General features: G+C 71.8%; 17 protein-coding genes. 1 reads left to right on the top strand and 16 read right to left on the bottom strand.

Annotation, left to right across the window (positions count from 1 at the left end; genetic code table 11):
- Window positions 1-184: 184 nt before the first annotated feature.
- From AB0K80_RS07290 to AB0K80_RS07280, 3 genes are all read right to left on the bottom strand, one after another.
- Window positions 185-1834: a beta-N-acetylhexosaminidase gene (locus tag AB0K80_RS07290; protein WP_365666775.1), complete on the bottom strand. Its 1650-nt coding sequence runs from the start codon at window positions 1832-1834 to the stop codon at window positions 185-187.
- Between the two features lie 126 nt (window positions 1835-1960).
- Window positions 1961-2239: a DUF3039 domain-containing protein gene (locus AB0K80_RS07285; RefSeq protein WP_365666773.1), complete on the bottom strand. Its 279-nt coding sequence runs from the start codon at window positions 2237-2239 to the stop codon at window positions 1961-1963.
- Window positions 2240-2281: 42 nt separating this feature from the next.
- Window positions 2282-2854 carry a YqgE/AlgH family protein gene (locus AB0K80_RS07280; RefSeq protein WP_365666771.1) on the bottom strand — a complete coding sequence of 191 codons (573 nt, stop codon included), beginning with the start codon at window positions 2852-2854 and terminating at the stop codon, window positions 2282-2284.
- Window positions 2855-3107: 253 nt separating this feature from the next.
- On the opposite strand from AB0K80_RS07280, the gene murA reads away from it, so the two are divergent.
- On the top strand, window positions 3108-4448 hold the full coding sequence (murA, locus tag AB0K80_RS07275) for a UDP-N-acetylglucosamine 1-carboxyvinyltransferase (RefSeq protein WP_365666769.1): 1341 nt from the start codon (window positions 3108-3110) through the stop codon (window positions 4446-4448).
- A 156-nt stretch (window positions 4449-4604) separates the two neighbouring features.
- On the opposite strand, the gene AB0K80_RS07270 is transcribed toward murA, so the two are convergent.
- The 13 genes from AB0K80_RS07270 to AB0K80_RS07210 form a co-directional block, all read right to left on the bottom strand.
- The gene (locus AB0K80_RS07270) at window positions 4605-4886 is read right to left on the bottom strand and encodes an HU family DNA-binding protein (RefSeq protein WP_003990598.1); all 282 of its coding nucleotides are present in this window, start codon (window positions 4884-4886) and stop codon (window positions 4605-4607) included.
- A gap of 769 nt (window positions 4887-5655) precedes the next feature.
- Window positions 5656-7083, bottom strand: a complete 1428-nt coding sequence (locus tag AB0K80_RS07265) for an NAD-dependent malic enzyme (RefSeq protein ID WP_365666767.1) — start codon at window positions 7081-7083, stop codon at window positions 5656-5658.
- 303 nt (window positions 7084-7386) lie between these two features.
- The gene (locus tag AB0K80_RS07260; RefSeq protein WP_365666765.1) at window positions 7387-9705 is read right to left on the bottom strand and encodes a UvrD-helicase domain-containing protein; all 2319 of its coding nucleotides are present in this window, start codon (window positions 9703-9705) and stop codon (window positions 7387-7389) included.
- A gap of 64 nt (window positions 9706-9769) precedes the next feature.
- Window positions 9770-10600 (bottom strand): zf-HC2 domain-containing protein, encoded by an 831-nt coding sequence (locus AB0K80_RS07255; RefSeq protein WP_365666764.1) that lies wholly within the window; start codon window positions 10598-10600, stop codon window positions 9770-9772.
- Window positions 10600-11121, bottom strand: a complete 522-nt coding sequence (locus tag AB0K80_RS07250; RefSeq protein WP_221357382.1) for a sigma-70 family RNA polymerase sigma factor — start codon at window positions 11119-11121, stop codon at window positions 10600-10602. The genes AB0K80_RS07255 and AB0K80_RS07250 overlap by 1 nt, the downstream gene beginning before the upstream one ends.
- Before the next feature lie 568 nt (window positions 11122-11689).
- Window positions 11690-12283 carry a CGNR zinc finger domain-containing protein gene (locus AB0K80_RS07245; RefSeq protein WP_365666762.1) on the bottom strand — a complete coding sequence of 198 codons (594 nt, stop codon included), beginning with the start codon at window positions 12281-12283 and terminating at the stop codon, window positions 11690-11692.
- Window positions 12284-12401: 118 nt separating this feature from the next.
- Complete coding sequence (locus tag AB0K80_RS07240) at window positions 12402-13553, bottom strand: uroporphyrinogen-III synthase (RefSeq protein ID WP_365666760.1); 1152 nt, start codon at window positions 13551-13553, stop codon at window positions 12402-12404.
- A 164-nt stretch (window positions 13554-13717) separates the two neighbouring features.
- Window positions 13718-15100, bottom strand: coding sequence for a nitrate/nitrite transporter (locus tag AB0K80_RS07235; RefSeq protein ID WP_365666758.1), 1383 nt, complete (start codon window positions 15098-15100; stop codon window positions 13718-13720).
- 171 nt (window positions 15101-15271) lie between these two features.
- Complete coding sequence (locus tag AB0K80_RS07230; protein WP_365666756.1) at window positions 15272-15397, bottom strand: hypothetical protein; 126 nt, start codon at window positions 15395-15397, stop codon at window positions 15272-15274.
- Complete coding sequence (locus AB0K80_RS07225) at window positions 15394-17556, bottom strand: glycosyltransferase (protein WP_365666755.1); 2163 nt, start codon at window positions 17554-17556, stop codon at window positions 15394-15396. The genes AB0K80_RS07230 and AB0K80_RS07225 overlap by 4 nt, the downstream gene beginning before the upstream one ends.
- A complete protein-coding gene (locus tag AB0K80_RS07220; RefSeq protein ID WP_365666753.1) occupies window positions 17556-18518 on the bottom strand; it encodes a hypothetical protein in 963 nt (320 codons plus the stop codon). Before AB0K80_RS07220 ends, AB0K80_RS07225 begins: the two co-directional genes overlap by 1 nt.
- 1313 nt (window positions 18519-19831) lie before the next feature.
- On the bottom strand, window positions 19832-21010 hold the full coding sequence (locus tag AB0K80_RS07215; RefSeq protein ID WP_365666751.1) for an amidase domain-containing protein: 1179 nt from the start codon (window positions 21008-21010) through the stop codon (window positions 19832-19834).
- A gap of 115 nt (window positions 21011-21125) precedes the next feature.
- Window positions 21126-22439, bottom strand: coding sequence for a hypothetical protein (locus tag AB0K80_RS07210; RefSeq protein WP_365666749.1), 1314 nt, complete (start codon window positions 22437-22439; stop codon window positions 21126-21128).
- Between the last annotated feature and the right edge of the window lie 61 nt (window positions 22440-22500).

The following is a 22500-nucleotide window of genomic DNA, read 5'->3' as shown; positions in this document are numbered from 1 at the left end:
GACGTGGCAACTCTGGCACATCTTCGCGACGGCCGAGGACACGGGTCCGCTAGGAGGCATTCGCCCACCTCACCCAGGAGATGGTCCCTTTTCGCACGCTTCACCGGTGCGATGCGATTGGCACTCTTCGGTGACCCTTGCGTGCTTTATCCGTGATGTGTTCGGGCCACGGCACGCGCGCGTGCTAGCGGTGGGGCGGGGGGCCGTCGACGGGGCGCCCCAGGACGCCCGGGCGCCGCTGCCAGGGCAACGGCCCGGCCGGCGGCCGGTAGGCGACGCCCAGGGCGTCAAGTCGCCGGTAGTGGGCGGCCATCCGCCGCTCGAAGCCGGCGTAGTCCCGCTCGGCGGGGGCGGGCAGGTCGCTCCAGGCCACCTCGGCGAACGCGGCGAGCCGGGGGAACGTCTGGTAGTCCACGCGCGCGTGGTCCTCCGTCACCTCGGTCCACATGTTGGCCTGGGTGCCCAGCACGTGCCGGGCCTCCTCGGGCGTCAGCTCCGGCGGCACGGGCTCGAACCGGTAGACGTCCTCCAGGGTGCGCACGTACCCGATCGGCACCGGCTCGTCGTCGCCCGGGGCCTGACGATGGTCCAGGTACACCTGCTGCTCGGGGCACATGACGACGTCGTGCCCGGCCCGGGCGGCGGCGACCCCGCCGGCGTAGCCGCGCCAGGAGGACACGGCGGCACCGTCGGCCAGGCCGCCCTCGAGGATCTCGTCCCAGCCGATCAGCCGGCGGCCGCGCGCGGCGAGCCACCGGTCGAAGTGGCCGATGAACCAGGCCTGCAGTTCGTCCTCGCCGCCCAGCCCGAGTTCCGCGATGCGCGCCTGGGCGACCGCCGACCGCCTCCACTGCTCCTTGGGGCACTCGTCGCCGCCGATGTGCACGAACGCCGAGAACGCGGCGGCGTCCGCGGGGAAGAGCCCGAGCACCTCCTCGAGCACGCCCTCGTAGAAGCGCAGGGTGGTGTCAGTGGGGGCGAGTACGTTGGGATTGATTCCCCAGGTGTCCCAGACGGACAGGGCGGTGGTGTCGATGACGTCGGTGTTGCCGAGTTCCGGGTACGCGGCGATGGCCGCCTGCGAGTGTCCCGGCACGTCGATCTCGGGGACCACCGAGATATGCCGCTCGGCGGCGTAGGCGACGATCTCCCGGATGTCGTCCTGGGTGTAGTAGCCGCCGTGCGGTCTGGCGTCCCACAGGGGCGAGGCCCCATGGCCGATTCTGGTGCGTGCCCGCCAGGAGGCCACCTGCGTCAGCCGCGGGTACCGCTCGATCTCGATGCGCCAGCCCTGGTCGTCCGTCAAGTGCAGGTGCAGGACGTTGAGTTTGTGCGCCGCCAGCAGGTCCAGGCAGCGCAGCACACCGTCCTTGGGCGTGAAGTGCCGGGCGACGTCCAGCAGGAACCCGCGCCAGCGGAACCGGGGTGCGTCCTCGATCACCTGGTGCGCGACGCCGTACCGCGTGCCCGGCCGCACGGGCGCCTTGCGGAAGGCGTCCGGGCCGAGCAGCTGACGCAGGGTCTGGGCACCCCAGAACACCCCGGCCGCGCTGCCGCCGGTGATCTCGATGCCCCGGCCGGCGGTGGCGGCGAGCCGGTACGCCTCGGGCTCCAGACGGGCATCCAGGCGCAGCCGCAGGCCGTCAGGGGCGTCCTCGGGCCCGGGCCGCAGCGGCAGCCCCAGGGCGGGGCCCAGGGTGCCGCGCAGCCAGCGTTCGGTGCCGCCGGTGCCGGGCGCGGCCCACACGGTGGTGTCCTCGGTCAGCGGGACACCGTGCCCCCCGGGGCCTTCGACGGTGCGGGGCGCGGGAATCAGGTCCGTGGATGACGTCACCCGAGTGCTCTACCCCGGGGCCGGTCCGGGGACCCGCGGCCGCGGAAAGACACCGCGTGAGCAGCACCGAGCCCCCGGAACGCCCGGCCGCGCGCCCGGGGGCCTGCGCCTGACGGACCGGTGCGGCTACTTGTCGCCGTCGCCCTCGTCGTCGCCGGAGCCCATGGAGTCGTAGATCTCCTTGCACATGGGGCACACGGGGTACTTCTTCGGGTCGCGGCCCGGCACCCACACCTTGCCGCACAGCGCCACGACGGGGGTCCCGTCGAGGGCGCTCGCCATGATCTTGTCCTTCTGGACGTAGTGGGCGAAGCGCTCGTGGTCGCCGTCGCCGTGGGACACCTGCGGCGTCGGCTCTACGAGGGTCCCCGTACCAGTCCCGCGCTCGGGCTCGAGAGTGCTCATACGCCCAAGAGTACTGAAGCCCACCCGCGACGGCTGAGCCCCTCAGTTGAGCGAAGGGTCGTCCGGGTAGGTGGCCACCATCGCCAGTTCGTTGCGCTGCCGGCGCAGCACTTCGCGCCACAGTCTCTCGGGCGCCGGGGAGGAGACGTCGCCGGGCTCGGACTCGACGACGTACCACGCCCCGTCGACCAGCTCGTCCTCCAGCTGACCGGGGCCCCAGCCCGCGTACCCGGCGAAGATCCGCAGGGAGCCGAGGGCGGAGGCGAGCAGCTCGGGCGGGGCCTCCAGGTCGACCAGACCGATCGCGCCGTGCACCCGGCGCCAGCCCAGCGGGGCGGCCTCACCGGCGGCCCCGCCGGGGACGACGGCGACTCCGAGGGCCGAGTCCAGCGAGACCGGGCCGCCCTGGAAGACGACGCCGGGCTCCCCGGCGAGGTCCGCCCAGCCCTCCAGGATGTCGCCCACGCCCACGGGGGTCGGGCGGTTGAGGACGACACCGAGGGAGCCCTCCTCGTCGTGGTCGAGGAGCAGCACCACCGCACGGTCGAAGTTCGGGTCCGCCAGGGCGGGCGTGGCCACGAGCAGCCGCCCTGTGAGCGAGGACACCTCGGTCATGCCAGACATGATCCCGCATCTTCCCGTCCTGTGGGGAGGCAATCCGGGGCGCGGGAGTGAACGCAGGTCGGAGTACGCGCGGGGCGCCCTTCGCGCGCCACGGCGTTCGTGACCCCATGTGCCCGCTGTGGAACGGTTCGTGTTGTGACACAGCTATGACGTGGATGGCCCGTCCTCAGGCTTACTTGAGGGGGGTCGGCGGCCATTACTCTGTCTCTTCGGCCCCTGCCCCACTCCACGGAACGCGAGATTCATGACCGTCAACGACGATGTCCTCCTTGTCCACGGCGGAACCCCGCTGGAGGGCGAGATCCGTGTCCGCGGTGCGAAGAACCTCGTACCGAAGGCCATGGTCGCCGCCCTGCTGGGCAGTGCGCCAAGTCGGCTGCGCAACGTTCCGGACATCCGTGACGTGCGCGTCGTACGCGGTCTGCTCCAGCTGCACGGGGTGTCGGTGCGCCCCGGCGAGGAGCCCGGCGAACTGGTGCTCGACCCGACCCGGGTGGAGAGCGCGAACGTCGCCGACATCGATGCCCACGCCGGTTCGTCCCGGATCCCGATCCTCTTCTGCGGCCCTCTGCTGCACCGCCTCGGTCACGCGTTCATCCCCGGTCTCGGCGGCTGCGACATCGGCGGCCGGCCCATCGACTTCCACTTCGACGTGCTGCGGCAGTTCGGCGCGAAGATCGAGAAGCGGGCGGACGGGCAGTACCTGGAGGCGCCGCAGCGGCTGCGCGGTACGAAGATCCGGCTGCCCTACCCGTCCGTCGGCGCGACCGAGCAGGTGCTGCTGACGGCCGTCCTCGCGGAGGGCGTCACCGAGCTGTCGAACGCGGCCGTCGAGCCGGAGATCGAGGACCTGATCTGCGTCCTGCAGAAGATGGGCGCGATCATCGCGATGGACACCGACCGCACCATCCGCATCACCGGTGTGGACACACTCGACGGCTACACCCACCGCGCCCTCCCGGACCGCCTGGAGGCCGCGTCCTGGGCGTCGGCGGCGCTGGCGACCGAGGGCGACATATACGTCCACGGCGCCCAGCAGCGCTCGATGATGACGTTCCTCAACACCTACCGCAAGGTCGGCGGTGCCTTCCGCATCGACGACGAGGGCATCCGCTTCTGGCACCCCGGCGGCCAGCTGAAGTCCATCGCGCTGGAGACGGACGTGCACCCGGGCTTCCAGACCGACTGGCAGCAGCCGCTGGTCGTCGCCCTCACGCAGGCCACGGGCCTGTCGATCATCCACGAGACGGTGTACGAGTCCCGGCTGGGCTTCACCTCCGCCCTGAACCAGATGGGCGCCCACATCCAGCTCTACCGCGAGTGCCTGGGCGGCTCCGACTGCCGCTTCGGCCAGCGCAACTTCCTGCACTCGGCCGTCGTGTCCGGCCCCACCAAGCTGCAGGGCGCCGACCTGGTCATCCCCGACCTGCGCGGCGGTTTCTCGTACCTGATCGCCGCCCTGGCGGCCCAGGGCACCTCCCGGGTGCACGGCATCGGCCTGATCAACCGGGGCTACGAGAACTTCATGGAGAAGCTCGTGGAGCTCGGCGCGAAGGTCGAGCTGCCGGGCAAGGCGCTCGGCTGACAGCGCCGTACGCGCACCGAAGGGGCGGTCACCCGGACTCGGGTGACCGCCCCTTCGCATGTGTGCGCCCAGGCGGACGCGCCCAAAGGGGCGCGGGGAGCCGCGCGGCCCGTCACCGACGGCCCGCAGCGCCCCGCGGCACTCACACCGGAGCGCTTACTTGCCCTTGGCCGCTTCCTTCAGCTTGGAGCCCGCGGAGACCTTCACGCTGTAGCCGGCCGGGATCTGGATGGGCTCGCCGGTCTGCGGGTTGCGCGCGGTGCGAGCGGCACGGTGGGTGCGCTCGAAGGTCAGGAAGCCGGGGATGGTGACCTTCTCGTCCCCCTTGGAGACGATGTCGCCGACCACGTCGGCGAACGCGGCCAGCACGGCGTCGGCGTCCTTGCGGGTCACCTCGGCGCGGTCGGCCAGCGCGGCCACCAGCTCACTGCGGTTCATGTTGTTACTCCCGTGTTCATCTTGCCGTTGAGGCGTCGAAGCCGATGCTGCCAGGGTCCTCGGTGAGTCCCCGGACCCGGGTCCGTCGTCAGACCCTCGCGCCCAGGGACGCATCCTGCCTCTACCTGCGGCGGGAAAGCCAATCCGGCACCCGCAGGAGTCGTGGGAACACCCTTGGGAGTCACACGAAGAGACGGCCTGAGCCTGGCCGCCACGATAGGGCTCCGCCGCTGACAGGCGGTTTTGCGACGCGCCGGTTTCCCGCGGGCGTGGCGAGCCTCACGTCCACGCCCTGCCGGCCCCGAGGGGGGATGCAGCCGCCCTGGGCGGACGCACGGAGGGCGGGGAGCACGTACGTCGCCGCCCCGGCGCCGGTCATCCCTGCCGGGCCCGTGCCGCCCCGCGGCCGCCCTGACAGCGGTGCGGAGGCCTCTTCCCCGGCGTCGTGCGCCGACTGTGCCTGCCTGCGGCGAGGGCGGCGGCGTTGCCGCAGGCGTACGTCTGGCACGCCCGGCCGCGGCCGGTTCGCCCGGCCGCCGCCACCGCCGACAAACCGGACCCCGCAGGACAGGCCCCCGCGTCAGGCAGACATCACGGCCCGACAAGCCCAGGCGACAAGCCGACGCCGCCGCCGGCAAGCCCGCGCCGGCAGCTCCGCGCCACCGCTGGACAGGCCGGGCCCCGTCAAGCCGACGCCACCGCCGACAGCCTCAGGCCGACAAGCCGACGCCACCGCCGGACGAACCGGCCCCCGCAGGGGAAGCCCCCGTCAGGCGGAGGCCGTGGCCGAGGCGCCCGCCGCCTTCGCGGCGTCCCTCACCGCTCCGGCCACCGCGCCCGCGACCTTGTCGTTGAAGACGCTCGGGACGATGTAGTTCGGGTTCAGCTCGTCCTCGGTCACCACGTCGGCCAGGGCCTTCGCGGCCGCGAGCATCATCTCCGTGTTGACCGTGCGCGACTGGGCGTCCAGCAGGCCGCGGAAGACGCCCGGGAAGACCAGCACGTTGTTGATCTGGTTCGGGAAGTCGGAACGGCCCGTGGCCACCACTGCGGCCGTCTGGCGGGCGATCGCCGGGTCCACCTCGGGGTCCGGGTTCGCGAGCGCGAACACGATCGCGCCGTCGGCCATGGCGGCGACGTCCTCGCCGTCCAGGACGTTAGGGGCGGAGACGCCGATGAAGACGTCGGCGCCGCGCACGGCCTCCTTCAGGGTGCCCGCCAGGCCCTCGGGGTTGGTGTTGTCGGCGATCCAGCGCAGCGCCGAGCCGGGGGCGGCGTCGACCAGGTCCTCGCGGCCGGCGTGCACGACACCGTGGATGTCGGCGACGACGGCGTTCTTCACGCCCGCGGCGAGCAGCAGCTTCAGGATGGCCGTACCGGCCGCGCCGGCGCCGGACATCACGACCCGGACGTCCTCGATGGCCTTGCCGACGACCCGCAGGGCGTTGGTCAGCGCCGCCAGCACCACGATCGCGGTGCCGTGCTGGTCGTCGTGGAAGACGGGGATGTCGAGGGCCTCGCGCAGCCGGGCCTCGATCTCGAAGCAGCGCGGGGCGGAGATGTCCTCGAGGTTGATGCCCGCGAAGCCCGGGGCGATCGCCTTGACGATCTCCACGATCGCGTCGGTGTCCTGGGTGTCCAGGCAGATCGGCCAGGCGTCGATCCCGGCGAACCGCTTGAACAGAGCCGCCTTGCCCTCCATGACCGGCAGCGCGGCCTTCGGGCCGATGTTGCCCAGGCCCAGCACGGCGGAGCCGTCCGTCACGACCGCGACGGAGTTGCGCTTGATGGTCAGGCGGCGGGCGTCCTCGGGGTTCTCGGCGATCGCCATGCAGACGCGCGCCACACCCGGCGTGTAGACCATGGACAGGTCGTCACGGTTGCGGATGGGGTGCTTGGACTGCATCTCGATCTTGCCGCCGAGGTGCATGAGGAACGTACGGTCCGAGACCTTGCCCAGCGTGACGCCCTCGATGCCACGCAGCTTCTCCACGATCTCGTCGGCGTGCGCGGTCGAGGTGGCCGCGATCGTGACGTCGATACGGAGCTTCTCGTGGCCGGACGCGGTGACGTCAAGGCCGGTCACCGAGCCTCCGGAGGACTCCACGGCGGTGGTGAGCTGCGAGACGGCGGTTCCGCTCGCGGGCACCTCCAGCCGGACGGTCATCGAGTAGGAGACGCTGGGCGCCGTTGCCATGGCCGACTTCCTCTGCTTTCACGGTTTCGCGAAGATGTGCCGTCCGATCGTCGCACCTACCGCCGAGTAGCTGTTAGCCGCTCCGGATTGCGAACGTTTTGTTCTCAACGAAAGAGGTCCACGTCACAACGTGACGTGGACCTCTCGACCGTTCAGTGGCACCGACCCGCCATGCTCGCCTCGCGGCAAGTGGTCGCTCGTAGCGACGAAGGTTGGGCCCGGGGGCTTGGATCGGGCCGGTGCCACACCCAGGCTAACAAACGGATGCCGTAAGGCCATTCCCCCGGCGCACGCTCAGTCCGCTCAGTCCCTGAGCAGGTCCGGCACCCCCCGCGCGTCCGGCTCGTCCCGCTCCCCCGAGACGACCGTCAGCTGCTGGGTGGCCCGGGTCAGGGCGACGTACAGCACCCGCAGGCCCGCCGGGGACTCGTCGGCGATCTCGGCGGGCGAGACCACGACCGTCGCGTCGTACTCCAGGCCCTTGGCCTCCAGGCTGCCCAGCGCCACCACCCGGTCGCCGAGTCCGTCGAGCCACCGCCGGGCCTCCTCGCGGCGCCGCATGGCGACGACCACGCCCACCGTGCCGTCCACCTGGTCCAGCAGCCGGGCGGCCTCCGCGCGCACGGTGCCGGCGAGGGAGTCCCGTACGACCGTGAAGCGCGGCTGTACGCCCGTGGAGCGCACCGCCCTGGGCGCCTGGGAGCCGGGCATGGCCAGGGCGAGCACCTTGGCGGCCAGGTCGGCGATCTCGGCGGGGTTGCGGTAGTTGACGGTGAGCTGGAAGCGGCGGCGGGGGCGGGTGCCGAGGGCCTCGTCGCGGGCCTCGGCGGCCTCGTCCGGGTCGGACCAGGAGGACTGCGCCGGGTCGCCGACGACCGTCCAGGTGGCGTGCCGGCCGCGCCGGCCGACCATGCGCCACTGCATGGGCGTAAGGTCCTGCGCCTCGTCGACGATGACGTGGGCGTACTCCACCCGCTCCTGCGCGAGGCGCTCGGCGCGCTCGCGCTGGGTCTCCTCGCGCACCGGCATCAGTTCCTCCAGGCCGGTGAGCTGGTCGAGCGGGTCGATCTCGCGCTTCCTGCGGGGGCGGGCCGGGGTGCCGAGGATCGCCTGGAGCTCGTCGAGCAGGGCGATGTCGTGCACCGACCAGCCCTCCCGCTTCAGGGAACGGGCGACCTTGCGGACCTCCCCCGGGTTGAGGACGCGGCGGGCCCAGCGGCCCAGCCGTCTCTCGTCCGCCATGGCGCGCAGCACGTCCCGCGGGGTCAGCTCCGGCCACCAGGCGTCGAGGAAGGCCAGGAAGTCGTCCTCGGAGGTGATGTCCTCGTCGAAGGAGGAGCGCAGTTCGGCGGCCAGCTCCGGGTCGGTGTGCCGGCCGGCCGCGCCCGACTTCTCCCACAGGGCGTCCAGCAGCAGCTTGCGGGCGCGCGGGCGCAGCAGGTTCACGGGGGCCGTACCGCCCAGCGCGCTACGGCGGATCCGGTCCAGTTCCTCCGCCTCCAGCTCCAGGCGGCGGCCGAAGGCGACGACCCGCAGCCGGGCCGGTGCCTCGCCGAGCTCCAGCGCGCCCCGGGCCGCCTTGCGCAGCACCTTGAGCATCCGGGAGGAGCCCTTGGCGCGGGCCGTGGACGGGGAGTCGTACAGGGTCGCCTCGGCGCCCTCGACCAGCGAGCCGATGGCACGGATGGCGACCTGGCCCTCCTCGCCGAGGGAGGGCAGCACGCCCTCGGTGTACGCGACCAGCAGCGGGGTCGGCGAGACGATCAGGATGCCGCCCGCGTAGCGGCGCCGGTCCTGGTAGAGCAGGTAGGCCGCCCGGTGCAGGGCGACCGCGGTCTTGCCGGTGCCGGGGCCGCCCTCCACGTACGTGACGGAGGCAGCGGGGGCGCGGATGACCAGGTCCTGCTCGGCCTGGATGGAGGCGACGATGTCCCGCATGGTGTGGCCGCGGGCCCGGCCGAGCGCGGCCATCAGGGCGCCGTCGCCGATCACGGGCAGTTCGTGACCGTGCAGGAACGCCTTCAGCTCGGGGCGCATCAGGTCGTCCTCGACGCCGAGCACCTTGCGGCCCTTGGAGCGGATGACCCGGCGCCGCACGACCCGGCCGGGGTCGACCGGGGTGGAGCGGTAGAAGGGCGCGGCGGCCGGCGCCCGCCAGTCGATGACCAGCGGGGCGTAGTCCTCGTCGAGGACGCCGATGCGGCCGATGTGCAGGGTCTCGGCGATGTCGGCGGTGTTGTCGGGGCGTACGGCGCCCTCCGCCGGCTCGACGGCGGTGTACGCCCCGTCGGGCCCCTTCTTGCCGTGCTTGCCGGGCAGCAGGTCGATCCGGCCGAAGAGGAAGTCCTCGAACTCGTTGTTCAGCCGGCTGAGGTGGACGCCCGCGCGGAAGACCTGCGCGTCCCGCTCGGCGAGCGCGCCGGGCGTGCCGACCTGGCCGCGCCGGGCCGCGTCGTGCATGAGGAACTCGGCCTCGTGGATCTTCTCCTCGAGGCGGCGGTACACCCGGTCCAGGTGTTCCTGTTCGGCGCTGATCTCCCGGTCCCGAACGGAGTCGTGCGCGGCGTGCACGCTGTCGTGTACCGAGTCGACCGCGGATTCCTGTTGAGCCTGAGCGGCCACCGGGCCCCCTTCTGACGTGCTGGGCAGCCGTCAACCGTACGCGAAGGGGACCCGTGGGCGGAAGTTACGCGTCGAGCTCGACCAGCTTCTTTCCGTCGAAGCTCACGACCTCGAAGTGGTCGATGTCGTTGCGCTCGAACGCGGCGCTGCCCTGCACGTACAGGGGCTCCTTGGCCTTGTCGACCTGGGCGTCCGGGATGCCGTATCCCCACTTGGGCACGGACCAGGAGGCCAGGGTCTCGCGCTCGCCGTTCTTGCCGACGGCGATCAGGGAGCACTTGAGCGGTCCCTTGACGTTCTTCAGCTCCAGCACCCCGAAGGTGCCCCAGTCCCTCGGCTGGACGGCGACGCTCGCGGTGACCTTGGTCGTCGGGTCGGTGGCCGTGATCTTGTCGGGGATGTGTTCGAAGGCGTCCTTCGCGGGGCTGGCGGCCAGCGTCTGGCCGGTCTTCGGGCCCCCGCCGTCACCGCCTGAGTTGGTGGCCACGGCGACGAACGGGCCGCCGATGATCAGCGCGCCGGCGGCGGCCACCATGTAGAAGCTGCGGCGGCGCTTCTGGGCGCGGCGCTCGGCGACCTCGTCGACGAGCTTCTCCACCAGGCGCGGGCTGGGCTTGGCCGACAGCGAATCGCCGATCGCGGGGGTGCCGGTGCCGGGCAGGTCCGCGAGCGCGGCGAGCATCGGCTCCATCCCGGCGAGCTCGTCCAGCTGCTGGGCGCACCACTCGCAGGTCGCGAGGTGGGCCTCGAAGGCGGTGGCCTCGGCGTCGTCGAGGAGACCGAGGGCATAGGCACCGACGGTCTCGTGCTCGTTCGGTACCGGTGATCCCTGCATGGGACCAGACATACCCGTACCGCCCGTTCCGAATCCCTGATATCCCCCGTACCCGCTCATCACGCCGTCACCCCCCGCTCCTCCAGAGCCAGCTTCATCGAACGCAGAGCGTAGAAGACCCGGGAACGAACGGTTCCGCTGGGTATGCCCAGGGTTTCGGCGGCCTCGTTGACCGTGCGCCCCTTGAAGTACGTCTCGACGAGCACCTCCCGGTGGGCCGGGGTGAGGTCCTCGAGTGCGTCCGACAACGTCATCAGCCACAGCGCCTTGTCGATCTCGTCCTCCGCGGGGATGACCTCCAGCGGCGACGGATCGACCTCCTGCGGCCGGGCCTGCCGGCTGCGGTGGCCGTCGATGACGATGCGCCGGGCGACCGTCACCAGCCAGGGGCGTACCGATCCGGTCGCCCTGTTGAGCTGACCGGCGTTCTTCCAGGCACGGATGAGCGTCTCCTGCACGACGTCCTCGGCGCGCTGCCGGTCTCCGGCGACCAGGCGCAGGACATACGCCAGGAGAGGTCCGGCGTGTTCGCGATAGAGCGCACGCATCAGCTCCTCGTCGGGTTCCGAGGGCTGGGACATGCGATGTCGGGCCCTCGGTGCACGTTCATTGGCCACGACGGAATCCTTGCGCACGCCCACCTCCGATGTCCGGGGGTTCCCCCAGTCGGTCGCTCGTCCACCGGTACGGAGAAGGGGCGTCGCGTGTTCAAAGCGAGGCGACAGTTTTCTTCCGGATGACGTGACGAGCGGGACATGCGAGCACATTCCCACCGCGCGTTCTTTACATTTCCGACACAGGCGGCACGACCCCGGGGGCTGCCCCTACGGGACCGTAGGTAAACGGGATGTAATCGAAATCACGTCCACGGCGGGAACCTGACGACCCCACAGAAGCCGCATATGCGACGCCTGTAGAGCACATTCAAACACGCCCGAGAGCGCGCGGCGCGCCCGACGGAGTGTCAAAGACCATCTCTGCGGGGCGGGATGGGGGCCCGCCGCGCGGACGTGCGACGCACAGCGCCGGCCGACGCCGCATCCCACTCCTGACGGCGGGCGCGGTACACGTCCCACAGACAGCGCCCCGACCCCGAGCACCCGAGCGCGCAGCGCACCGCGGGACCGGGGCGGCGGTTCGGCGCGGCCGCTACGCGCGGGTCACGGCCGTGCGGCGGCGGTGGCGGGCCACGCGTTCCCTGTTGCCGCACACCTCGCTGGAGCACCAGCGCCTTCTGCGGCCCCGGGACGTGTCGAGGTACACGATGGGGCAGTTGTCGCCCGCGCACTGGCGCAGGCAGGAGCGGGCGGCGGGGTCGGTGAGCAGGTCGACGGCGTCCCGGGCGACGGCCCCGAGCAGGGCGGCGCGGTCGGGAGGGGCGTCCAGGCGCCGTACGAGGCTGCCGTCGTCGCCGCGCTCCGCGCGCGGGGCCGGGGGCGCGGTGCGGGCGAACTCGTTGACGCGGCTCAGCGCGAGGTCGTACGGCCGTGCCCCGGGCGCCGGCCGGCCGCGCACCAACCGGTCGACCTGGCCGCGCAGTTCGCGGAAGCCGGCCAGCCAGGTCGGGTCGGCGTGGGCCAGCGGGGTGCCCGCCGGGACCAGCCCGGAGCCGGTGATCCAGGCGCACAACAGCTCGACGGAGCCGAGCCGTTCCACGGGGTGGGAGGTCGCGAGGAGGTCCAGACAGACGCGCCCGGCGTCGAACCGGAACGCGCAGGGCGCCGTGGCCGTACCCAGTGCCATGTGCCTGTCACCGCCTAGGGTCACCTGGCTGGGAGGGGAAAAACGTTCTCCCCCCACAGTGCCTCCCCGCCGACCCGCCCGGAACCCCTTGGGCCCCGCCCTTGTCGTCCCCGCGGCCTCAGGCGTCGGCGTACTTGCTGTCCGCCGCCGGATCCAGCGCCAGCCGGTACCCCCGCTTCACCACCGTCTGGATCAGCTTCGGCGCCCCCAGAGCCGTACGCAGCCGGGCCATCGCGGTCTCCACCGCGTGCTCGTCCCGCCCGGCGCCCGGCAGCGCCCGCAGCAGCTCGGCGCGCGGCACCACCCAGCCGGGGCGCCGGGACAGGGCGCGCAGCAGCGACATCCCGGCCGGGGGGACGGGTTTGAGCGCGCCGTCCACCAGCACCGCGTGCCCCCGAATCTCCACCCGGTGCCCGGCGATCGGCAGCGACCGCGCCCGGGCGGGCAGTTCCTGGCACAGCAGCTGGACGAGCGGCCCGAGCCGGAAGCGTTCGGGCTGGACCGTGTCGAGCCCGCGGGCCTGCAACGGCAGCGCGGTGACCGGCCCGACGCAGGCGGGCAGCACGTCGTGGCCGAGGGCGGCCAGCACCTCGGGCAGCAGCCCGCGGTCCTCGGCCCGGGACAGCAGGGAGGCGGCGGCGGGCGCGCTGGTGAAGGTGAGCGCGTCGAGCCCGCGCGCGACCACGGCGTCCAGCAGCCGGTCCACCGGCCCGAGGTCCTCCGGCGGCATCCACCGGTAGACGGGCACGCCCACCACCTCGGCCCCGCCCTCCCGCAGCGCCTCCACGAACCCGGGCAGCGGCTCGCCGTGCAGCTGGATGGCGATACGGCGGCCCTCGACGCCCTCCTCCAGCATCCGGTCGAGCACCTCCGCCATCGACTCGGACGACGGCGACCACTCCTCCGTCAGCCCGGCCGCCCGGATCGCGCCCTTCACCTTCGGCCCGCGGGCGAGGATCCGCACCGTGCGCAGCCGGGCCAGCAGCTCCTCGCCGAGCCCCCAGCCGTCGGCGGCCTCGACCCACCCCCGGAAACCGATCGCGGTGGTGGCGACGACGATGTCCGGCACCTGCCGGAGGATCTCCTTGGTGGCGGCCAGCAGCTCGCTGTCGTCGGCGAGCGGCACGATGCGCAGAGCCGGGGCGTGCAGGACGGCGGCGCCGCGCCGCTGCAACAGCGCCCCCAGCTCGTCGGCCCGGCGCGCGGCGGTCACGCCCACGGTGAACCCCGCGAGGGGACCGTGGTCTGGTCGCTGTTCTTGCTCGTCCATGGCTGTCGTCGCTCTCGTCCCGCACTCGAGTCGTCGTACCTGCGTGCCGTCCGCCGTCCCGAGTGCCACACGACGGCGGACACATACGGCGGTACCGGCACGCCGACCGAGCCTGTCAACGGTGCGTGACAGGCTCGGTTCGTCTTCGTGTCGTCGGTGTTACGTCACACCTCGGCGTAGCTGAGCTGCGGCTTCGCCTCCGCGCTGGCCACCACCTGGCTGCGGGCGGCCGAGCGGCGAAGGTATACGGCCCAGGTGACGGTGAAGCAGACGCCGTAGTAGGCGAGGAAGGCGACGAACGCGCCGGTGCCGGAACCGTAGGAGAGGAACGATTGCCGGAAGGCCAGGTTGATCCCGACCCCGCCGAGCGCGCCGACCGCGCCGATGAGCCCCATGGAGGCGCCGGACAGCCGGCGTCCGTAGGAGGCCGCCGCCTCACCGGTGAGGCCCTTGGCGCGGGCCTTGGCCTGGAAGATGCCGGGGATCATCTTGAACGTCGAACCGTTGCCGAGGCCGCTGAGCACGAACAGCACCACGAACGCCACGGTGAACAGGGCCAGCGACTTCTGCATGGAGGCACCGATCAGGACCGCGGTGGCCACGCCCATGCCGACGTAGTTCCACAGGCTGATCCGCGCGCCGCCGTACCTGTCGGCGAGCCAGCCGCCCACGGGACGGATCAGCGAGCCGAGCAGCGGGCCGATGAAGGTGACGTACGCGGCCTGGAGCGGCGTACGGCCGAACTGGTTCGTCAGGACCTGGCCGAAGGCGAAGCTGTAGCCGATGAACGAGCCGAACGTCCCGATGTAGAGGAAGGACATGATCCAGGTGTGGGCGTCCTTCGCGGCGTCCCTGGCGGCACCGGTGTCGTTCTTGACGTTCTCGAGGTTGTCCATGAACAGCCAGGCGAGCGCGGCGGCGACCACGATGAGCGGGATGTAGATGCCGAGCAGCAGGCGCGGCCCGCCGCCGGCGCCGATGATCGCCAGCGCGATCAGCTGGATGACGGGCACGCCGATGTTGCCGCCGCCGGCGTTGAGGCCGAGCGCCCAGCCCTTCTTGCGCAGCGGGAAGAAGGCGTTGATGTTGGTCATCGAGGAGGCGAAGTTGCCGCCGCCCACGCCGGCCAGCAGGCCGATCAGCAGGAACGTGGAGAAGGAGGTGCCCGGCTCCATCACCGTGAACGCGGCGATGGTCGGGATGAGCAGCAGGCTGGCGGAGATGACCGTCCAGTTGCGCCCGCCGAAGATCGCGACGGCGAACGTGTAGGGCACCCGGACCACGGCTCCGACCAGCGTGACCATCGACGTCAGCATGAACTTGTCGGCCGGCGTCAGCCCGTACTCCGGGCCCATGAACAGCACCAGCACCGACCACAGGGTCCACACCGAGAACCCGATGTGCTCCGACAGCACGGAGAAGAAGAGGTTCCGCCGGGCGATCTTCTCGCCCGTCTCGTTCCAGAAGGTCTCGTTCTCCGGATCCCAGTGCCGGATCCAGCGACCGCCCCTGCTCGGGGGTGCGGGGGCTGTGCTCGGGGCTGTCATGACGCCTCCACGGTGCTCGGGGCTCGGTGGTTCAGTGAATGAGCGGTGATGAGTCCCGAAGGTAGGGAGGGCGCGTTTCCGGTCTGTGGCACCGGGTGACCGGAAAGGAACTTTGCTCTCACCTCGGGCAGAGAGGGGATGAGAGGTTCCGCGCGCGGGGCGGCGCGCCGATCAGGTCTGCGGGGCGTGGGGCAGCCGGCCCCCGGGGGCCATGAGGACCAGCCACACCACCCCGGCGACGAGGTCGGAGGACCCGCCGCCGGCGCGGAGTGCGAAGGCGTCCGGAACGAGCCTCACCCCACCGGCCTGCGGTCGTCGCCGCTGCGGACCCGCTGCCGCGGCAGCGCACCGCCGGGGGCCTCGACGACCCCGGTGCGCCGCAGTTTCTGCCAGCGCAGGCGGCCACCGGTCAGGGCCGTGATCCAGGACTGGAGCAGGACGACGTACATGAGCTGCCGGTAGAGGATCTGCTGGAGGGGCAGCGAGAGCAGGTGGGTCATGCGTTCCCGGTCGAGGCGGAAGGCGAACGCGGCGCAGACCGCCTGGATCGTCAGGACGCCCAGCCAGGCCAGCATCGTCTTCCGCGCCGGGCCGAAGACCAGGCCGTAGACGAGGAACACGTCGATCAGGGGGGCCAGCAGCGGGCCCACGACCGTGAAGAGGGACACCAGCGGCAGGCCGACCCGGCCGAAGCGGCCCGACGGCCCGCGTTCGACCAGCGCCCTGCGGTGCTTCCAGATCGCCTGCATGGTGCCGTACGACCAGCGGTAGCGCTGTGACCACAGCTGCCTGACCGTCTCCGGGGCCTCGGTCCAGGCCCGGGCGTTCTCCGCGTACACCACCCGCCAGCCGTCGCGGTGCAGCGCCATCGTGATGTCGGTGTCCTCGGCGAGGGTGTCCTCGCTCATGCCGCCGACCCGCTGCAGGGCGGACCTGCGGAACGCTCCGACCGCGCCCGGGATCGTCGGCATGCAGCGCAGGATGTCGTACATACGGCGGTCGAGGTTGAAGCCCATCACGTACTCGATGTGCTGCCAGGCGCCGATCAGGCGGTTCTTGTTGCCGACCTTGGCGTTGCCCGCGACCGCGCCGACACGCGGGTCGGCGAACGGCTGCACCAGCTCCCGGACCGTGGACGGCTCGAAGACCGTGTCGCCGTCCATCATCACGATCAGGTCGTGACGGGCGTTGGCCACACCGCGGTTGAGCGCGGCCGGCTTGCCCGCGTTGAGCTGCCGGATCACCCTGACGTCGGGGAGCCCCATCGACTCGACGATACGGGCCGTGCCGTCGGAGGAGCCGTCGTCGATGACGAGGACCTCGATGGGGTGGTCGCTGGCGGCGAGCGAACGCACGGTGTTCTCGATGCACTTGGCCTCGTTGTACGCCGGGACCAGCACCGAGACCGGTTCGGTGACCGGCGGACCCCAGCGGAAGTCGCGGCGGCGCACCCGGCGGGCGTGGGCCCAGGCAAGCACCAGCATCAGCAGGAAGCGGGCGATGACGAGGCTGCCGACGATCGCCAGGCCCACGGCCAGCACGTCGGTGACCTGGTCGGAGGCCTGCACCAGGATGATCCACGCCCGGGCCTTCCACAGCTCCGGGCCGGTGACCGGGGTGTGCGCGCTCGGGGCGTCCAGTGCCTCGGTGAGGTTGTCGAACTCGTAGCCCCGGGCCTTGAGGTCGGGCAGGAACCGGTCCAGCGCCGCCACCGTCTGGCGGCGGTCGCCGCCGGAGTCGTGCATCAGGACGATCGCGCCCTCGCCGTCCCGGGGTGTGGACTTGCGGATGATTCTCTCGACCCCGGGCTTGCGCCAGTCGTCGCTGTCGGTGGTGTTGACGACGGTGATGTAGCCCTTGCCGCCGATGTACTCGGTCACCGGCCAGGACCTGTTGTCCATCGCGGAGGCGAAGACGGAGTACGGCGGCCGGAACAGCGAGCTGCGGACCCCGGCCGCGCCCGTGATCGCGAGCTGGTTCTGGGACAGCTCCCAGTCGATGCGCTTCTTCGACTGGTAGGACAGGTCGGGGTGGTTGAAGGTGTGCAGGCCTACCTCGTGACCCTCCTCGACCATGCGCCGGACCAGGTCCGGGTAGCGGGAGGTCATGGTGCCGGTGACGAAGAACACCGCGTGCGCCTGATGCTTCTTCAGCACGTCCAGGACCTTCGGCGTCCAGGTCGGGTCCGGGCCGTCGTCGAAGGTGAGGACGACGTGGTGGTCCGGCACGCGCAGGGTCTGGGCACGGCCGCCGCGGGTGTCGATGACCGGGCCGCCCTCGCGGATCTCCCTCGGTACCCGGTCGGCGGAGGTGGGCTGCCGGATCCGGTGGTCGGCCAGGATCTCGCTGTGCACGTAGCCGCGCAGCATCAGCATCGCCATCAGGGCGAACAGGACGAGCGCCGGCAGCAGCATGCGCAACGGCAGGCGGCGGCGCCGGGAAGTGCGCGGTGCCATCAGACGACGTACTCCGAGGACGGTGCGGTGGGCGAGGAGGACGGGTCCGGCTGCTCGGCGGGGTGGTCGGCGACGGGCTGGGCGGTGGCCGGGCCGTCGGCGACCGTGCCGGTGCCGCCCGCCCCGCCGCCGTCCGGGGACTCGGTCGGGCCGGTCGTGGGCTGGTCCGTCGGGGTCGGGTCGGGCGCCTGCGTGGCGGGCTCGGTCGTCGGCTGCGTCGGGGACGGGACGGCCACACCGGTGCCCGGCGGCTTCGGCACCTGCCGGGTCGGCGTGACCGTCGGGTCGGCGGAGGCCTTCGGCCGCTCGGGGCGGGTGGCGGCACCGGGCGTGCCGGCGCCGGAGCCGCGCGACGGGGCCGTGACCTGGTCGGCCGTCGGTGCGCTGCCCGCGCCCGCGCCCGGGGCGGTGGCGGGAGCGCCGGCGGGCGGCAGCGGCTCGGCGGGCCGCGGTGAGGTCTCCACCTGGCCGGCGGGCTCGTCCTTCTGCTGCCCGGGGACGGGGAGCCAGGGCGCGTCGGAGTTGCCCGACAGCACGGTGGCGGCGATGACGGCGGCGTAGCCCGCGCAGGCCAGGCCGACGGCCATGCCGGCCCTGCGGAAGCGGCGGCCGCGCCGGCCGGACTCGTCGACGAAGACGGGCCCGTCGCACGTGCCTTCCGGAGCGGCGCCGGCCTGCACGGGGTCGAGCTGGACGGTCACCTCGTCCGGGTCCTGGGCGGGCCGGCCGGCGTCGGGCTGCTGCTGCCAGGGGTCGCGGGCGGCGAGGCTCTCGCCACTGTCGGGCCCGGCCTCCTTCTGCCGGGGGATGGCGCGCAGCAGCGGTGCGTCGGTCGTGCCGTCCGGGAAGTGCTGCGTGACTCCTGAGGCCCCCTCCTCGTTCTCACCGAGAGGCTTCTCGGTGGCGGATGCCGCCTGAGGCCATTCCGGTTGGGTGTTTTCTCGCCACTTGCTGACGTGCACGTGCTTCCCCCCACGGGATGTAACGGGTGCGATGCGACCCGAGCATCCGCCGCCGAACCGGAACTCCAGCCTGTTCGATCGCCCTGTTTGTCACAGTGTGCTCGGATATCTGAATGTAGCGCACGTGGAGATTGCGTGTATCCCGTGCAGGTTTTTGTGTCAGTCGTGAGACACCGCACACACGGGGCTGTGGCTGAAATCCCCGACCAGGGGCGGGAGCTGGACCGTCACAGGGCAGGACGAACGGCACGTTGACGGACACCCGCGGGCAGCCGGAGACCCGGGCAGGCAGAGGTGCGCGGGCCGCTTGCACGGCAGTCGGGGGCGGCAGCCAGCCGACGGCGTCAGCACGCCGGGATGCGTGTCTGCGCGGGGAGTTGTGCGCGGGGGCGGGGTCTCCGGACCGAGGGCCCATGCAGGGATGCGTTTCCGCACGCGGGCGGACCGCCGCGCGGGGCGGGCCCATGCGGGGATACGGCTGCGTGCGGGGGCAGCCCCCGTGCAGTTGGGACCCGACGCCAGGGCGAGCCCTCATGCGAGGTCGGGTCTGTGCGCGGGCGGACTCTCCGCACGGGGCGGGCCCCACGCGCGAGCGGGTTCCCACGCAGCGATGCGGCTCTGCGCGCAGGCGGGCCTCTACCCGGGGCGGGACCCATGCGGGGGCAGGCCCCGTGCGGTTGAGACCCGACGCCAGGGCGAGCCCTCATGCGAGGTCGGGTCTGTACGCAGGCGGACTCTCGGCGCGGGGCGGGGCCCCATGCGGGATGAGTTCCTACGCCAGGGCGGACCCTCCATGCGGGGATGGGGCTATGCGCGGGCGGGGCGTCTGCACCGGGCGGGCCCCCACTCAGGGATGCGGCTGCGCGCGAGGGCGGACCTTCACGGGGGTGGGTTCCCATGCGGATAGGTCCCTGCGCGCGGGTGAGCCGATACGCGCGGGGGGGGCGACCACGCGGGAGCGGGACTCACGCCACGGCGCCCCACGCGGGAGCGGAACTCACGCAGTGCGGGTCCCCTGCGGGGATGGGTTCACGCGCGGGCGGGGTCTCTGCACCGGGCGGGTCCCCGCGGGGATACGGCTCTGCGCGCGGGCGGACCTCTACGCCAGGGCGGGTCTCTGTGCCGGCCCCAGCTCTGCACGGGGCCGGGCCTTCACGCGGGGCGGTTCTTCGCGGGGTCGGCCTCGGCGGCGGGTGGGGTACGTGTCCGGGCGGCTCTGCGTCGGACCGGCCTGTCGGGCCTGGACGGCCGGAGCCGTACCCTGCCGAGCGTCGGGCCCGGTGAGATCACCGGGCCCGGGGGTCGGTGTGTCCTCAGGTGCGGTAGGCGTAGTACCAGGCGTTCGGGTACGACGCGACGATGCTCGCCACCGACCTGCTGTAGGTGTTGTTGGAGTGGTACGTCACGTACGGCACGCCGTTGCTGCGCGAGGTGACGATCATGGTGTGGTCCTTGGAACCGTCCCGGTCGAAGTCGACCTGGAGCACATCACCGACGTCGAGCTGGTAGACGTTGGCGAGGCTGGTCGTCCGCTTGGAGTTCTGGGCGAACCAGGACCACTCGTTGACGCCGACGAACGAGTGCGACTGGATGTCGGCGTTGCCGAACCACTTGGTGTAGTCGGTCACGTATCCGGGCACGTGCTTCCAGCCGCCCGCCTTCAGGGCCTGGCTGACGAAGTTGGTGCAGTCGCCGCCCGCGCCCTGCCCGTTGTAGTTCGGGTAGTCCGGGTTGTAGTTGGACCAGTACTGCTTCGCGTAGGCCGCCATGGCCTTGTAGTCGAGCCCGCTGGCGGTGAAGTTCTTCGGACTGGCCGGGCCCGGGAACGAGGTCGACGCCCGGGGCGCCGACGGCGTGGTGCTGGTGACCTTCGCGGTCATCGGTGCGGCGGCCGGCCTGGAGGTCTGGTTCACCGCGAGGTCGCCCTCGTCCGTGGCGCGGATCCCGGTCAGCCGCCAGTCACCCCGCCGGTCGGCGCTGAACGTCAGCTCGTGGTGGGCCTGGAAACCGGTGGTCCTCGGTTCGCCGCCGCTCGCCCCCGCGTACGTGAGGGTCGTGGTCTCCGTGACCGCGACCTTGGCCGTGCGGCCCGTCACGCGCGTGGCGTCCAGGGTGACGGACGTGCTGGCCTTGCTGTACGTCTCGCCCAACTCGGAGAGCTTTTCCCGGCGCTGACGCAGCGCGGCCACCGAGGCGTCCTCCTTGCGGGCCACGCCGCCGGACAGCCGGACGTCCCCGGAGAAGCGGTCGGTCAGCGGCTTCTCCCGGCCGGTCCGCCCGCCCTCGACCAGCGCGTCCGTACGGTCGGTGAAGACCGCGTCCGCCAGCCGCTGGAAGGTGGCCTTGGTCCTGGCGTCCACCGTGGGGTCGTCGACCACGGCTGCGCCGGCGTTCCAGTTGGGCAGCAGCGCCGCTCCGGCGACGACCGAGGCGGCGGCCGCCCCGAGTATGGTCGCGCGACGCCGCGTACGGCTCAATTTCCTTGATTTCACTGTGGATTCCCCTCTTGTCCCGGTGGGGAGAGATACCGGGGCAGGGCATCCTCGCATGGCATGTGTGGTTGTTGTGAAGAGGGGTGCCCGTCGGGCCCAGGACGTTACGGAAACGTCATTGCACCACGGTGGACCAGTCCGGCGACTGGGCCGGGTCGAGGGCGCGCAGCCGCTGCAGCGTCGCGGGTTTCTGCGCGTCCATCCAGTCGGCCAGTTCCCGGAAGGAGACGCAGCGGACGTCCTTCTTGGTGCACACGTTCTCGACGACCCGGTCGACGGCCTTCATGTAGATGCCGCCGTTCCAGTTCTCGAAGTGGTTGCCGATGAACAGGGGCGCCCGGCTGCCGTAGTACACGCGGTGGAAGCCGGCCATGTACGCGTCGACGGTCTGCTGTTCCCACCGGGGGTACTGCGCCGGATCGCCCTGGGTCTCGCCCTCGGACTGGTTGTAGAGGAAGTTGAAGTCCATGGAGAGCCCCTGGTACTTGCCCCCCTCGTACGGGAGCATCTGCAGGGGGAAGTCCCACAGGCCGTTCTTCTTGGCCGGCCAGACCTGGAAGTCGCCGGGCGAACTCGCGTCGTAGCGCCAGCCGAAGGTCTTGACGGCTTCGAGCAGGTTCTTCTGCCCCTCCAGGCAGGGCGCGCGGCCGCCCGTGATCTCGCGCTCGGGGTCGAACGGCAGGGGAGGCAGGTCCTTGTAGCCGGTGTTGGTCTTCCAGTTCTGCAGGAACGTGTAGAACTGCCTGATCTCGCTCTTCCACTCGTCGACGCTCCAGTAGCCGCCGCCGCGGACGCCGCAGAAGTGGCCGTTGAAGTGCGAGCCGATCTCGTGCCCTTCCTTCCACGCCTTGCCGAGCTGCTCCAGCGTGGTGCGGATGTGCTCGTCGGTGGGGTAGCTGATCGCCGCGGACCCCCGGTCGTGCTGCGGCGGGGCGTACAGCTTCGCCTTGTCCTTGGGCAGCAGGTAGATCCCGGTCAGGAAGAACGTCATGTGGGCGTCGTACTTCTTGGCCAGCTCCCGGTAGTGCGCGAAGAGCTGGTCGTCGCCCGCGAGGGCACCGTCCCAGGAGAAGACGACGAACTGAGGGGGTTTCTCACCGGGTTTGAGCGGCTTCGGCTTCAACGTGTTCTTGCGCGGCCCGGTGTACGAGGTCGAGCCGTCGCCGAGCACCTCGGTCTTGCCGTCCCACTCGGGCTCCTCGGGCTTCCTGGAGGGCGAGGTCGTCGAGCCCGCGCCGCTGGTGTCGCCGGCGGACACGGTCGGTGTGGTGCTGTCCGAGCCGGTCAGGCTGTCGTAGGCCACGGGTATCAGCAGGGCGAAGAGGAGGCCGGCCACCGTCAGTGCTCCCAGGGGCACGAAGAGCCGGGACTCGGCTGGTCGGCGACGGGATGCGCGGGCTTTGCGGTGGTGGCCGGAGGTCGGAGGCATGGGCGGCGGCTCATTCTGCGAGGGATGGGGTGGTGCGGTGGGTACCGCGCCACGGTGGCCG

This window comes from Streptomyces sp. NPDC052682, assembly GCF_040678435.1.
Classification (GTDB): domain Bacteria; phylum Actinomycetota; class Actinomycetes; order Streptomycetales; family Streptomycetaceae; genus Streptomyces.
Note: the sequence above shows the minus strand (reverse complement) of the source record. Positions and strands in the feature narration are given on the sequence as shown.

Coding starts and splice junctions, on each gene's coding strand:
- AB0K80_RS07270 (WP_003990598.1), bottom strand. CDS start 4,886: ATGAACCGCAGTGAGCTGGTGGCCGCGCTGGCCGACCGCGCCGAGGTG.
- AB0K80_RS07245 (WP_365666762.1), bottom strand. CDS start 12,283: ATGGCACTGGGTACGGCCACGGCGCCCTGCGCGTTCCGGTTCGACGCC.
- AB0K80_RS07280 (WP_365666771.1), bottom strand. CDS start 2,854: ATGACCGAGGTGTCCTCGCTCACAGGGCGGCTGCTCGTGGCCACGCCC.
- murA (WP_365666769.1), top strand. CDS start 3,108: ATGACCGTCAACGACGATGTCCTCCTTGTCCACGGCGGAACCCCGCTG.
- AB0K80_RS07285 (WP_365666773.1), bottom strand. CDS start 2,239: ATGAGCACTCTCGAGCCCGAGCGCGGGACTGGTACGGGGACCCTCGTA.
- AB0K80_RS07265 (WP_365666767.1), bottom strand. CDS start 7,083: ATGGCAACGGCGCCCAGCGTCTCCTACTCGATGACCGTCCGGCTGGAG.
- AB0K80_RS07225 (WP_365666755.1), bottom strand. CDS start 17,556: ATGGCACCGCGCACTTCCCGGCGCCGCCGCCTGCCGTTGCGCATGCTG.
- AB0K80_RS07240 (WP_365666760.1), bottom strand. CDS start 13,553: ATGGACGAGCAAGAACAGCGACCAGACCACGGTCCCCTCGCGGGGTTC.
- AB0K80_RS07210 (WP_365666749.1), bottom strand. CDS start 22,439: ATGCCTCCGACCTCCGGCCACCACCGCAAAGCCCGCGCATCCCGTCGC.
- AB0K80_RS07255 (WP_365666764.1), bottom strand. CDS start 10,600: ATGAGCGGGTACGGGGGATATCAGGGATTCGGAACGGGCGGTACGGGT.
- AB0K80_RS07235 (WP_365666758.1), bottom strand. CDS start 15,100: ATGACAGCCCCGAGCACAGCCCCCGCACCCCCGAGCAGGGGCGGTCGC.
- AB0K80_RS07250 (WP_221357382.1), bottom strand. CDS start 11,121: ATGTCCCAGCCCTCGGAACCCGACGAGGAGCTGATGCGTGCGCTCTAT.